10 protein-coding genes are annotated in these 12,433 nt (G+C 70.5%); 6 read left to right on the forward strand and 4 right to left on the reverse strand.

The features are described 5' to 3' along the window. A partial coding sequence (locus AOK01_RS13855; RefSeq protein WP_055511346.1) for a helix-turn-helix transcriptional regulator occupies window positions 1-646 on the reverse strand: 646 nt, incomplete at its 3' end. Between the two features lie 166 nt (window positions 647-812). On the opposite strand from AOK01_RS13855, the gene AOK01_RS13860 reads away from it, so the two are divergent. From AOK01_RS13860 to AOK01_RS13875, 4 genes are all read left to right on the forward strand, one after another. Further along, on the forward strand, window positions 813-2,378 hold the full coding sequence (locus AOK01_RS13860) for an MFS transporter (RefSeq protein ID WP_055511329.1): 1,566 nt from the start codon (window positions 813-815) through the stop codon (window positions 2,376-2,378). Window positions 2,379-2,557: 179 nt separating this feature from the next. Then, window positions 2,558-3,319 carry a DeoR/GlpR family DNA-binding transcription regulator gene (locus AOK01_RS13865; RefSeq protein ID WP_055511331.1) on the forward strand — a complete coding sequence of 254 codons (762 nt, stop codon included), beginning with the start codon at window positions 2,558-2,560 and terminating at the stop codon, window positions 3,317-3,319. A gap of 34 nt (window positions 3,320-3,353) precedes the next feature. Then, a complete protein-coding gene (pfkB, locus tag AOK01_RS13870) occupies window positions 3,354-4,301 on the forward strand; it encodes a 1-phosphofructokinase (protein ID WP_055511333.1) in 948 nt (315 codons plus the stop codon). Window positions 4,302-4,479: 178 nt separating this feature from the next. Further along, window positions 4,480-6,567, forward strand: a complete 2,088-nt coding sequence (locus AOK01_RS13875) for a PTS fructose transporter subunit IIABC (protein WP_055511334.1) — start codon at window positions 4,480-4,482, stop codon at window positions 6,565-6,567. 93 nt (window positions 6,568-6,660) lie between these two features. Here the strand turns inward: AOK01_RS13875 and AOK01_RS13880 are convergent, their stop codons facing one another. The 3 genes from AOK01_RS13880 to AOK01_RS13890 form a co-directional block, all read right to left on the reverse strand. Beyond that, complete coding sequence (locus tag AOK01_RS13880; protein WP_055511336.1) at window positions 6,661-7,407, reverse strand: DUF6227 family protein; 747 nt, start codon at window positions 7,405-7,407, stop codon at window positions 6,661-6,663. Between the two features lie 289 nt (window positions 7,408-7,696). Next, window positions 7,697-8,794: a P1 family peptidase gene (locus tag AOK01_RS13885; protein WP_055511338.1), complete on the reverse strand. Its 1,098-nt coding sequence runs from the start codon at window positions 8,792-8,794 to the stop codon at window positions 7,697-7,699. 49 nt (window positions 8,795-8,843) lie between these two features. Beyond that, window positions 8,844-9,752, reverse strand: a complete 909-nt coding sequence (locus AOK01_RS13890; RefSeq protein ID WP_055511340.1) for a LysR family transcriptional regulator — start codon at window positions 9,750-9,752, stop codon at window positions 8,844-8,846. Between the two features lie 203 nt (window positions 9,753-9,955). On the opposite strand from AOK01_RS13890, the gene AOK01_RS13895 reads away from it, so the two are divergent. Both AOK01_RS13895 and egtA read left to right on the forward strand, forming a co-directional pair. After that, a complete protein-coding gene (locus tag AOK01_RS13895) occupies window positions 9,956-10,717 on the forward strand; it encodes an SDR family NAD(P)-dependent oxidoreductase (protein ID WP_055511342.1) in 762 nt (253 codons plus the stop codon). 469 nt (window positions 10,718-11,186) lie between these two features. Then, entirely contained in the window at window positions 11,187-12,431 is a 1,245-nt protein-coding gene (gene egtA / locus AOK01_RS13900) for an ergothioneine biosynthesis glutamate--cysteine ligase EgtA (RefSeq protein ID WP_055511344.1), read from the forward strand. The last annotated feature ends 2 nt before the right edge of the window (window positions 12,432-12,433 follow it).

Genomic DNA, 12,433 nt, shown 5'->3' on the forward strand with positions numbered 1-12,433 from the left:
CGAAGCGGGACCCGGTGGCGAAGAGGTCGGACACCCGGTCGACCCGGAACGTGCGCCAGTCCTCCCGGTCGAGGTCGTACGCGACGAGATACCAGCGACGGCCGGTCGACACGAGCCGGTACGGCTCCGTCCGGCGCCGGCTCTCCGTCCCGTCCCCGGCGCGGTACGCGAACCGCAGCCGCTCCCGACCCGCGATCGTCGAGGCCATCACGGTCAGCGTCTCGGGCGCGATGCTGGCACCGTCGCCCGTCGTCAGGGGAGTGGTGGCGGCCTGAAGGGTGGCGACCCGGTGGCGCAGGCGGCTCGGCAGGACCTGTTCGAGCTTGGCCAGCGCCCGCACCGAGGCCTCGTCGACACCCTCGACGGCGTGCCCCGCACCGGCCCGCAGGCCCACCGCGATCGCCACCGCCTCCTCGTCATCGAGGACCAGCGGCGGCATGGCCTTGCCGGCGACCAGCCGGTAGCCGCCGTCCGCGCCCTTCGTCGCTTGCACCGGATAACCCAGCTCCCGCAGCCGGTCGACGTCCCGCCGCACGGTCCGCCGCGAGACACCGAGCCGGTCCGAGAGCTCCCCGCCCGGCCATTCGCGCGGCGTCTGAAGAAGAGACAACAACTGAAGCAGCCGCGCCGGAGTATCCGTACTCATGGGGCCTCCCCTGGGTGGAACCGCGCCCCTCCCAAGGGGCGCGGGGAACTGCGCGACCAGCCACAACGCACCGTACTGTCCGTATGCGCCGCGGCCTTTTCGACTTCTCCGAGCATGCCTCGGCAGTAGGACAAGACCTGACCTACATCGTCCCTACCGTGCAGACATGACCTCACCAAGCAGCACCCTCACGTCCCCCCGGCCGGAGGCGGACCGCCGGCGCTGGTACGCGCTCGCCATCGTTATGACCGCGGCCTTCATGGACCTGGTCGACGTCACGATCGTCAACATCGCGATCCCGTCGATCCAGCAGGACGCGGGTGCGACCTTCAGCCAGATCCAGTGGATCACGGCGGGTTACGCGCTGGCCTTCGCCGCGGGCCTGATCACCGGCGGCCGGCTCGGCGACATCCACGGCCGCAAACGGCTCTTCCTCGTCGGCATCGGCGGCTTCACCCTCGCGTCCGCGCTCTGCGGCTTCGCCGTGAACCCGGACATGCTCGTCGCCTCCCGGATCCTCCAGGGAGCCATGGCCGCGCTGATGGTGCCGCAGGTCCTGTCGATCGTGCACGCCACGTTCCCGGCGCACGAGCGGGGCAAGGTCTTCGGACTGTTCGGCGCGATCGTGGGCCTGGGCGCGGTCTCCGGACCCCTCCTCGGCGCACTGCTCACGGAGTGGAACCTGTTCGGCCTGGAGTGGCGGCCGATCTTCCTCATCAACCTGCCGGTGGGCATAGCGGGCCTCGTCCTCGGCCGGAAGTTCATCACCGAGTCCAAGGCCCCGCACGCCCTGAAGCTCGACCTCGTCGGCGTCGCACTGGTCGTCCTCGGTCTGCTGATGCTGCTCTACCCGCTCATCCGCGGCCGCGAGCTGGGCTGGCCGGTATGGGGGTACGTGTCGATGGGCGGCGCCCTCGTCGTCTTCGGGGCGCTGGTGGCGTACGAGAAGAGGAAGTCGGCGCGGGACGGATCTCCTCTCATCGAGCTGTCCCTGTTCAAGGTGAAGAGCTTCGCTGCGGGCATCGCCGTCCAGACCGTCTTCGGGATCGGCCTCGGCATCTTCTTCCTGGTCTGGACGCTCTACATGCAGACCGGCCTCGGCTGGAGCCCGCTACGGGCCGGCCTGACGGGCGTGCCGTTCTCGATCGCGGTGTCGCTGGCCGCGGGCCTTTCGGTGCAGAAACTGGTGCCGCGGTTCGGCCGGAAGGTGCTCCAGGCGGGCGCGCTGACCATGACCGCCGGCGTCCTGCTCTACATCTGGGAGTCCGAGCGGTACGGCATGTCCATCGCCCCCTGGCAGATGGCCCTTCCGCTGATCGTCATGGGCGTGGGCATGGGCCTGATCGTCGCCCCGCTGACGGACGCGGTCCTGTCCGGGGTCCCGCGCGAGCACTCCGGCTCGGCGTCCGGCCTGATCAACACCGTCCAGCAGATGGGCAACGCCCTCGGCCTCGCCCTGGTCTCCGTCGTCTTCTTCGGCACGATGTCCGACCACCTGTCGCCGCGCGAGGTGGGTCCCGCCTTCGTCGACGCCTTCCAGCAGGCGCTGGTCTGGGTCGCCGTGGTGATGACGGCCATCTTCCTGCTGATGTTCGCCCTCCCGAAGCGCCCCGCCCAGCACGTGGAGGGCGCGGCCACCACGGACACCCTGGGCACCCTGGGCACCACGGGCACCACGGGCACTGCGGACGCCGCGCCTGCCGGCGAGCAGGAGCCCGAACTCGTCGGCTGAACGAGGCGGTTCACGGACCTCCGAGGCCCGGTCCTCCCCCCAGGGAGCCGGGCCTCGCGGTCTTTCCGGGATGTCCGTTCATGCCCACATCAGTGCCCGAACCTGTTTACTTTCCCGAAATCCCCGCGTAGCCTCCGAGTGAAACCACAGGAACGGGCACGGAGTGGAGGCGAACGGGCATGTACGCACCTGAGCGGCAGCAGGAGATCCTCCGGCTCGCACGTGACGGTGGACGCGTGGACGTGGTCTCGCTCGCGGAGGAGTTCCAGGTCACGGCGGAGACCATCCGGCGGGACCTGAAGGCCCTCGACCGGGCGGGGCTGCTGCGCCGGGTCCATGGTGGCGCCATACCGGCCGGGCGGCTCGACTTCGAGCCCGACCTCGCCGAGCGCGAGACCACCGCCGCGGACGAGAAGGACCGCATCGCCAAGGCGGCCGTCGCCGAACTGCCCGACGAGGGCACGGTGATCCTCGACGCGGGCACGACCGTCGCCCGCCTCGCGGGAGCCCTCCCGCTGGAGGCGACGCTCACCGTCGTCACGCACAGCCTCCCCATCGCGGCCCGCCTCGCCGACCACCCCGGCATGCAGCTCCATCTGATCGGCGGCCGCGTCCGGCACCGTACGCGCGCGGCGGTCGACGCCTGGGCGCTGCGGGCGTACGGAGAGATCCGCGCGGACGTGGTCTTCCTCGCCGCGAACGGCTTCTCCGCCGAGCACGGCCTGACCACCCCGGACCTCGCCGAGGCCGCCGTGAAACGTGCCGTTCTCGCCGCCGCGCGCCGCGTGGTGCTGCTCGCCGACTCGGCCAAGTACGGCCAGGAACACTTCGCGCGCTTCGGCGACCTCGGCGACGTGGACCTGCTGATCACCGACAGCGGGCTGAGCCCCGAAGACGCCACCGCCATCGAGCGCGGCGGCACGCAAGTGCTGTGTGTCTAGAACAGAAGTGCTGTGTGTCCAGAAACGAGTGCGCATGATCCTCACCGTCACCCCGAACCCGTCCCTGGACCGTACGTACGAGGTTCCGTCGCTCGACCGCGGCGAGGTCATCCGGGCCACCGGAGAACGTATGGACCCGGGTGGCAAGGGTGTCAACGTCTCGCGGGCGGTCGCCGCGGCCGGCCGGCGTACCGTCGCGGTCCTGCCGCTCGGCGGCGCCCCGGGCGCGCTCGTCGCCGACCTGCTGGACGCGCAGGGCATCGAGGTGGCGCCGGTCCCGGTCGCCGGGGCGACCCGCTCGAACATCGCGCTCGCCGAGGCGGACGGGGTCCTCACGAAGATCAACGCGCCCGGCCCCGAACTCACCCCCGCCGAGCAGGAGTCCCTCCTGGAGACCGTGCGCGAGCAGTCCCGCGACGCCGACTGGATCGCCTGCTGCGGCAGCCTGCCCCGCGGCCTCGCACCCTCCTGGTACGCGGAACTGGTCGCCCGCGCCCACCGGGCCGGCGCCCGGATCGCGCTGGACACCTCGGGACCGGCTCTGCTCGCGGCCCTGCGCGAACGGCCCGACGTCGTCAAGCCGAACATCGAAGAGCTCGCCGAGGCGGTCGGCCGCCCGCTCGCCACGGTGGGCGACGCGGTCAAGGCCGCCGAGGAACTGCGGGAGCTGGGCGCGCGGACCGTGCTGGCCTCGCTCGGCGCGGACGGACAACTGCTCGTCGGCGAGGAGGGCGCGTGGTTCGCGAGCGCCCGCGTCGACGTCGTACGCAGCAACGTGGGCGCGGGCGACTCGTCGCTCGCCGGTTTCCTCATCGCCGGCGGGAGCGGGCCCGGCGCGCTCGCCTCCGCCGTGGCCCACGGAGCGGCGGCCGTCCAACTGCCGGGCAGCGTGATGCCGAGCCCGGCGAACCTCGACCCGTCCGCGGTGACGGTCACAGCGGAGATCCCGGTGAACCGCGTACTGACGGAGCCCGCGTCATGAGAACTCACCGGCCCACTCACCCCACACCCCGGCACACGCCCGTAACCACCGAGACGGCGACGGCGACCGCAACCGAGACCACAACCGAGACCGCGGCTGTCCTCCCCTCTGTCCTCACCCCCGTCCCCACCTTCGCCCACAACTCTCCCCGGGCGATACGCGTGCGAAGGAGCCCGCGATGAGCGAGATGATCACCGCGGACCTGGTCGATCTCGACCTGTCCGCCGATACGAAGGAAGCGGCGGCCCGTGCCCTCGCCGAGCGCATGGTGTCCCTGGGGCGGGTGACCGACCTGGACGGCTTCCTCGCCGACGTGGCCGCCCGCGAGGCCCAGATGCCGACCGGCCTCGACGGCGGCATCGGCATTCCGCACTGCCGCAGTGAACACGTCACCGAGCCGACCCTGGCCTTCGGGCGCAGCGCGGCCGGGGTCGACTTCGGCGCGCCGGACGGCCCGGCCGACCTGATCTTCCTGATCGCCGCCCCGGCCGGTGCGGACGACGCCCACCTCACCATCCTGTCGTCGCTGGCCCGCCAGTTGATGAACGCCCAGTTCACGGCCGCGCTGCGGTCGGTGGACGACGCGACGGCCGCGGCGGCCCTGATCCGCGGGGAAGAGCCCCCGGAACCGGAGCCCGCCGCGAAGGCCGGCCCCGAAGCCGAGCCGACTACGGCCACCTCGGCCACCTCGGCCACCTCGGCCACCTCGGCCACCCCGGCCACCTCGGCCACCCCGGCTACCTCAGCCACCCCGGTCTCCGGTCGGCCGTTCCGTATCGTCGCCGTCACCTCGTGTCCCACCGGCATCGCGCACACCTACATGGCGGCCGAGTCGCTGGAGAACGCGGGCCGCGAGATTGATGACGTCGAGATCGTCGTCGAGCCACAGGGATCGGCGGGCTTCACCCGGCTCGACCCCGCCGTCATCGCCGCGGCGGACGGCGTGATCTTCGCGCACGACGTGCCCGTACGGGAGAAGGACCGGTTCGCCGGCAAGCCGACCGTGGACGTCGGTGTGAAGGCGGGCATCAACAAGCCTGCCGAGCTGATCGCAGAGGTACGCGGCAAGGCCGAGCGTGGTGAGTTCACTTCGGCCGCCCGATCCGGCGGCACCCCGGTGGACCGGGCGGGCGAGCCCGACGACGGCTACGGCACCAAGCTCCGCAAGTGGCTGATGACCGGCGTGAGTTACATGGTTCCGTTCGTGGCCGCGGGCGGTCTGCTGATCGCGCTCGGGTTCGCGATCGGCGGCTACAAGATCAGCGATGCCAAGCCGGTCACCGAGGTGTTCGACTGGGGCCAGGTCGACAGCTGGGGCGCGCTGCTGTTCCAGATCGGCGGCGTCGCCTTCGGCTTCCTGATCCCCGTACTCGCCGGATACATCGCATACGGGATGGCCGACCGGCCGGGCCTCGTACCGGGCTTCGTCGGCGGCATGATCTCGTTCAACATCAACGCCGGTTTCCTCGGCGGCCTGGTGGCCGGTCTGCTGGCCGGTGCGGTGGTCCTCGCCATCCAGCGGGTCAAGATCCCGAAGGTGATGCGCGGCATCATGCCGGTGGTCGTGATCCCGCTGATCTCGTCGATCGTCGTCGGCTTCCTGATGCTGATCGTGATCGGCAAGCCCATCGCCGAGGCCCAGGACGCCATGACGGACTGGCTCGGCGGCCTCTCCGGCACGAACGCCGTGCTGCTCGGCGTCCTCCTCGGCCTGATGATGTGCTTCGACCTGGGCGGCCCGGTCAACAAGGTCGCGTACGCCTTCGCCACGGCCGGTATCGCCGTGCAGGACCCCAGCGACTCCGCGATGAAGATCATGGCGGCCGTGATGGCCGCGGGCATGGTTCCGCCACTCGGCATGGCGCTGGCGACCACCATCCGCAAGAGGCTCTTCACCCCGGCCGAGCAGGAGAACGGCAAGGCGGCCTGGGTCCTCGGGGCGTCCTTCATCACCGAGGGAGCCATTCCGTTCGCGGCCGCCGACCCGCTGCGGGTCATCCCGGCGTCCATGGCGGGCGGCGCGGTCACCGGCGCCCTGACCATGACCTTCGGCTCGACCCTGCGCGCCCCGCACGGCGGCGTCTGGGTCACCTTCCTGATCGGCAGTCCGTTCCTCTACCTGCTCGCCATCCTGGTCGGTACGGCGATCACGGCCGGCCTGGTCATCGTCCTGAAGGGCATGCGGAAGCAGGCTCCCGACGGCAGCACGGAGAACACCTCCGAGACTGCGAAGACGACGCAGCCGAAGGAGCCGGTCGCAGCGTAGACGCTCCGCTGAAAGCCGCACGTGGCCGTGGCCCGGTACTCGAACCGGGCCACGGCCACGTTTCTGTGCGCTGCCCGGATCTGTACCGCGAGGTCAGCGCCGGTTGGATGCCCGGCGCTCCATGGCCTCCCGGGCGTCCGCCTCCGACGCATACACCTCGCACATGTGCCGCCCGTCGGGCGTGGCCGTGTGCTCGACCTCCCACAGAGACAGCTCGCGGCCGTCCCGAAGCAGGAACGCGTGCTCGTACAGCGAGAAGCACAGCCCTCTCCGGCCGGCCCGGCACGGCCGCCCGAAGGCCTGCGTGATCTGGTGCGCGAACGCCGTACGTAACAGCGCGGCCATGTCCTCGCCCGGCCGGTCCGCGTTCTCGGCGCGCCGCAGCAGCCGCCGGCCGTGGTCGGCCGAGTTGTCCGCAACGTACGTGTGCAGCGGTTCGGGAACGGCCGACAGCCGTACCAGGACGGGCAGTTCGAAGTCAGGGTCTTCCCACGGCAGCGGCAGACGCGCGGTCGCGGTACGCAACTCTTCCTCGTCCTCGTAGACCTCGTGCTGGGTGTCCCGGCTCGCCGAGGTGTTGTGGACCAGTTCCCAGAGCGTGAGCGCGCTCCCATCAGCGAGCAGCCAGGTATGGCGGTACGTCTCGCGGTGCAGCCCCGCACTGTGGTGCGCGGAGTGCAGTGAACTGTCGTGGGCCAGCGCCCGGTCGAGCCGCCGTATCGTGTCGTCCGTCAGCTCGAAGGAGTTGAGGGCACGACCGAGGAGTCGCGCGAGATGCTCCTCCGGAGACTCGGGCGACTCGGGTGGCTCGTACGCTGCCGTCTCGTACGGAACGCTCAAGGTTTCTCCCGGCGTTGCTGCATGTCACCTTGTGGGTGCATACCGTAGCCCCTCGGTCGGACATCATGTCCGTGAACCGAGAAAACGTACGCCCAGAAAACGCCGCGGCCACGAAAGGAGTTCCCGCGCGACCCGACAGAAACTCAAAACCCTTAGGTCAGAGGGCGTTTCCGGCGATCCGAGGCACTCCATGCCATGTTCCACCCGTTGAGCCCTGTTGGGCCAGTTGTCAGGCGTGACCGTCTTGTGAGGGATACTCCTGACCGTGTCACGGCACCGCTCCCGACGGTCACGGCGTCTCGGACGAGCGAGTCGTCGAGGAACGACGTGACGACCGTGCCGCGACCGACGCCCCGCCCGTCCGCGCTCCGTACAACTCCCTGTGCGCGAGCCACACCCCGCCCGGCCCCGCAACGGACTCGGCGGCCCGCACTGCCCGTACGATCGCGCGGGTCACCAGGTCCGCGCCCGCCGCGAGGATCTCGTTCAGCGCGAGAGGGTCCTGGGCCGCGAGCGGACGTGCCCCCGTGGCGAGCGCGAACACCGTGTCTCCGTCGTTGAGCAGATGCACCGGCCGGACGGCTCGCGCGATGCCGTCGTGAGCCGTGCCCGCGAACTTCTGCGCCTGCGCCTTCGACAGGTCGGCGTCGGTGGCGACCACGGCCAGCGTGGTGTTGAGCGGCGGCACCGCGTTGCTCGCCGCGGCCTCGGCCAGCCGCACCCGCGCCGCCTCGTGGACCTCCGTGGCCGGACAGCTCATCAACCCCTGGACCAACTCCCCGTACAACGCCCCCGTCCCCGGCTCCAGCACCGACCCCACCGCGTTGGCCACGACGAGCGCCGCCACCGTGACACCCGATTCGAGTACGGCACTCGCCGTCCCGACCCCACCCTTCATCATTCCGACGACCGCTCCGGTCCCGGCGCCCACGCACCCCTCCGCCACAGCCGCGCCCTGCTCGCTCACCGCGGCGGCCTCCACCGCTTCGCGGCCCATCCCCGCGTCCGGCCGGGCCCGGAAGTCGCCACCCCGGCCCAGGTCGAAGACGCAGGCCGCCGGCACGACGGGCACGACGTGGTGCGGATCGGGCCCGACCCGCACCCCACGTCCCCGCTCCTCCAGCCAGGCCATCACGCCGGTCGCCGAGTCCAGCCCGTACGCGCTGCCGCCGGTCAGCACGAGCGCCTCGACCGTCCGCACCAGATTGCGCGGATCGAGCGCGTCGGTCTCCTTGGTACCGGGCCCGCCCCCGCGCACGTCCACGGCCGCGACCGCGCCACCCTCCGGAGCCAGCACGACGGTCGTGCCGGTGAGCCACCCGCCACCGATCCGCGTGGCATGCCCCACACGCAGCCCGGCCACATCGGTCAGAGCGTCAACTGTCATGACCTCAGTGTCGCCTGCGCCCCACCGGAACACGGGACTGGCCGCCCGCTCAAACAGTCGCGGGCCGGCCGAGGAGGTCTGTGCCGCACCAGTTCTGCTGGTGGAGGTGGTCGAGCATGGCCGTCTCCGCCGAGCCCGGGTTGCGTCGTACGCCGACGAGTACGGGCTCGGTCAGGGAGGGCTGTAGCGGGCAGGCCGGTCCTTCGAAGCCTTCGGGGATGGCCGAGGCCGGGACCACGGTGACGCCCAGGCCCTGTGCCACGAGCCGCACCGCGGTGGAGATCTGTGACGCCCGGGCCACCGTGTGCGGGCTGAGGCCCGCGTCGGCGAGCAGGCGGGCGAGGTAGTCGTCGAGCAGGCTGGCGCGCCGGAACCGGATCCATCCCTGTGACGCCAGGTCTTCCACGCGCAGCGCGGCGCGGTGCGAGAGGAGCGGGTGTCCCTTCGGCAGGACGGCGACGTAGGCCTCCTCGCCCAGCGTGTGCGTGTCGAAGGTGCACCCGGCGGGGAAGCGGTGCACGAGGATCATGTCGAGGGTTCCCTGGCGGACCAGTCGTTCCATGTCCGTGGGATCGGGCTCCTCGTGGAGAGTCACCTGCAGCTTGGGGTGGCGCTTGCGCAGCTGCCCCAGTACTTGGGGCAGCTGGCGTGCTCCCAGGCCCATGTGGACAGCCATGATGAGTTCGCCTTCCAGCTCTCCGTCGGCGGCGCGGTCGGCCATGACGGCACGCCGGGACGCGGTCGTCGCGATCTCCGCCTCCGCGAGGAAGGCCCGCCCTGCCACCGTCACCGTCACCCCGCTGGGGGTGCGGGTGAACAGCTGCACGCCGAGGTGCTTCTCCAGGGTGCCGATCTGCTGCGACAGAGAGGGCTGGGTGCCCCGTAGTCGTTCTGCTGCCGCTGTCATGGAGCCCTCGTCGGCGACGGCCAGGGCGTATTCGTACTGGCGCAGGTTCATTCGAAAATCAACCTTCGACATGGCATAGGAGGTGTCAATGCACAGTATGCGTTGCCACTATTTGCCTCTATGTCAGGCCGGTCCTACCGTGGTGCACGCCCAGCGCAGCCACCGGGGCCGGAAAGTCCCGCGACGCCGGCTGTCAAAAGCAGGAAGGCGAAGCGATGTCCCCGGTACTCACAGTCTCAACTCAAGGAGAAAGCATGCGTCTCGCGAAGGCGGAGCTGGAGAACAAGACGGTGTTGATCACGGGGGCCGGGTCCCTGGGCGGCATCGGGGCCGACGCCGCCGAGCTGCTGGCCGAGGAGGGTGCGCAGGTCCTCGTCACCGGTCGCCACCGAGAACGCGGCGAACAGGTGGTCAAGAGCATCACGGCCGCCGGGGGTGACGCCCGATTCCTGCTCGCGGACCTTTCCGACCTCGACGATGTCCACCGCCTCGCCGATGAGGCCGGAGAGGTGGACGTTCTGGTCAACAACGCCGGGGTCTACACGCCGCTGGGTTCAAGCCTTGAGCTCACCGCCGAGAACTACACCGCGATGTACGACATCAACGTGCGCGCCCCGTTCATGCTCGTGCAGCGACTCGCACCAGGCATGATCGCTCGGGGATCAGGCAGCATCATCAACATCGGCTCGGTCGCCGCTCGTGGGGCAATGTCTGGAATGTCGTTGTACGGATCCACCAAGGGCGCCATCGAGTCACTCACCCGGAGTTGGGCCGCCGAGTTCGCCCAGAACAACGTCCGGGTCAACACCGTGGCGCCGGGCACCATCAACAGTGACAACGTCTCTGCGGTCCTGGGTGAAGATCGGCCTCAATTCGAGCAGGCGAACCCCACCAAGCGCAATGGAAGCCCACGAGAGATTTCCCAGGCGATTCTGTTCCTTGCCAGCGATCGGTCGTCCTATGTCAGCGGCAGCGTGATGACCGTTGACGGCGCCTTCTCCGCAGTCCTCTCCTGACGACGGACAATGGAACAACTACCGATCTCCGAACGTCCGACTCCACAGGTTGATTTCGGGTTCTGGTCGGCCGGCCTCCGATTTCGCTGAGCGCGTTCACGGGACCACTGCCACGTACGGGTGATCCGCGTTGTGGCACGGACTTGCGCTCGCCGTAGTTTGCACCTGCCCTCCGACGTTGCAAGGCGCTCGCCCGCCGCTTCGTCGACGAGGACACCCACGTTGTCCATGTCCTACATGGCGCTGCTGAGCCTGGACCCGACAGGGAGGGCCACAGGGCGGTGGGCCATGCGCTGGAAGGCGCCTCTGCACGCGTTCCGGATCACCTCCGAGGCCGTCCTCAACCGACGGCACGGCGCGGGGGTGGAGCGGCCTTCCCCTCGACACGCTGTTCCGCCCCTGCGCCCAGCCCGACACCCACCTGCCCCGCACCTGACCCGCACCAGATCATGCGAGAGGAGGACAGAAAATGACCGAACTCACCCTGGAAGAAGCAGAAGCGCATGTGTGCGGCGTGTGTTTCAAGACCGGTCCCCCTGAGCGGATCGGTGTGGAGACGGAGTGGCTGGTCCAGGACCGCCACAACCTTCGGCTGCCGATATCCGTCAACCGGCTGAACGCCGCCCTCGCTCCGGTCGAGGTGGCAGGCGCCCTGCCCGGGGGCAGCAGGCTCACCCGTGAGCCGGGCGGCCAGCTGGAGCTGAGTTCCCCGCCGGCCCTCTCGCTCGGCGCGTGCGTCGAGATGATGGCCGCGGATCTTGCCGTACTGCGCACGGCGGTCGAGCAGGCCGATCTGGTACTCGTCGGCCGGGGCCTCGACCCTTATCGTGAACCGTCTCGCGTGCTCGACCACCCCCGCTACCGGGCCATGGAGAGCTTCTTCGACCGCGAGGGCCCGTGGGGCCGCGACATGATGCGCCGCACCGCATCCGTACAGATCAACCTGGACTGCGGCGAGGACTCCCGCGGCGTCGGCGGCTACCGCTCCCGCTGGGAACTCGCCCACCGTATCGGTCCCGTGCTCGTCGCCGCCTTCGCCAACTCCCCGGTACAGGACGGGTGGCCCACCGGGTGGCTGTCCGGCCGGCAGGACATCTGGTCCCGGATGGATGCCGGTCGTACCCGCCCGCCCCTCTACCACTCCGACCCACGTGTGGCCTGGACCCGCTATGCGCTCGACGCGCGGGTGATGTGCATACCGGGCGACCTCGACGGGGACTGGTCCGCGCCCTCCGGCCTGACCTTCCGCGCCTGGCTGCGGGGCGTGCCCGAGCTTCGGCCGCCGACCCTGGCCGACCTGGACTACCACCTCAGCACCCTGTTCCCGCCGGTCAGGCCGCGCGGCCGGCTGGAGTTGCGGATGGTCGACGCGCAGCACGGCGACGACTGGGCCGTGCCGACGGTGCTGGCCGCGACGCTCCTGAACGACACGGTGGCGGCCGATGCCGCCTACGCGGCAACCGAGCCACTCTGCCCGGACCCGCAGCGGCCCGTCCCCTCCCACGACGTCTGGCTGCGGGCGGCCCGCACCGGCCTCGACGACCAGGACCTCGCCAAGGCCGCCCGCGCCTGCTTCGCCGCAGCCGACAGCGCCCTCGCCGTTCCCGGCACCCCGGCGGCCCTGCGGCATGCTTTGACCGGTTTCGCCGAGCGCTACACAGAGCGCCGCCGTTCCCCCGCCCATGACCACCTGGACGCCCTCCGCCGCACCTGACC

Source organism: Streptomyces aurantiacus, from assembly GCF_001418335.1.
GTDB lineage: Bacteria > Actinomycetota > Actinomycetes > Streptomycetales > Streptomycetaceae > Streptomyces > Streptomyces aurantiacus.